General features: G+C 42.6%; 1 protein-coding gene. It reads right to left on the reverse strand.

Features of this window, described 5'->3' with window-relative positions; genetic code table 11:
* Positions 1 to 869: T9SS outer membrane translocon Sov/SprA (gene sov, locus QNI22_RS40130; RefSeq protein ID WP_314520312.1), on the reverse strand; the 869-nt coding region annotated here is incomplete at both ends.

Here is an 869-nt window from a genome sequence, read left to right on the forward strand (position 1 = left end):
AGAAAAAAGTGTCGATTATCCTCGTATTCGGATACTTTAAATTCAAACTTCTTGTTCTGTACGCCACCACCTTGTAAAGTTGTCTCCGAAACTTTAGCTCTCTGATTAGCTAGAATCCCTGTTACTCTCAGTTTTCCAAACTGCAACTGCGTCTTCAAGCCAAACAGATTCTGTACCCCCTGAATCAAAGTGCTGTTCAATGGCATACTCACATTGCCCGCTTCTACCTTCTGAATAATCTCATGATCATACCCTGTGTAATCCAACTTAAAGTTCTGCTCAAACTGAAAACTGGCTTTGGTATCAAACGCGCCTGTGATCTTTAACTTCTCTCCTACTTTGCCGGTAAAGTTCAGATTAATCTGCTGATCCATATTTAACGGTAGAAAATACCGTTGCTGACGAATAGGCAAGTTCGGATTCTGAACCCGTTGCCACTGAGCGCCAAAATCCAGCGTCACAAATCCATTAGTCTGAAAATCAATATAATTCCCTCCAAAGATGCGATCAAACACAGGACTGATATAAATTTTGGGAATCAGTTTGCGTCCTGTCATTTCACTTTTTCCTCCTGCTGCCTCAGTTTTGGATCGCCAGTAATCGGCTGCCAGCTTGCGGTCCGAATACTCAGAAAACTCTTTATAAGTTAAGGTAGTCGAAGGTCTATATGGAACAGGACCCACTGTTTCAGCGATAGTGACATTGCCTGCTGTATCGACAGAAACATCTGTTTTCACATTGGAAGGGTCTTTCAGTTCCAGGGGAGAGCGGCCTTGCCGATCAGTAAAAGGATCGCCATACCGGTCTCGCTTATAAAATGATAAGCCTCTTTTTCCTTTTTTAAGGGTATCTCTCAAGCTACTGTCTTT

Origin of the sequence: Xanthocytophaga agilis (assembly GCF_030068605.1) — a bacterium.
GTDB classification, from domain to species: Bacteria; Bacteroidota; Bacteroidia; order Cytophagales; family 172606-1; genus Xanthocytophaga; species Xanthocytophaga agilis.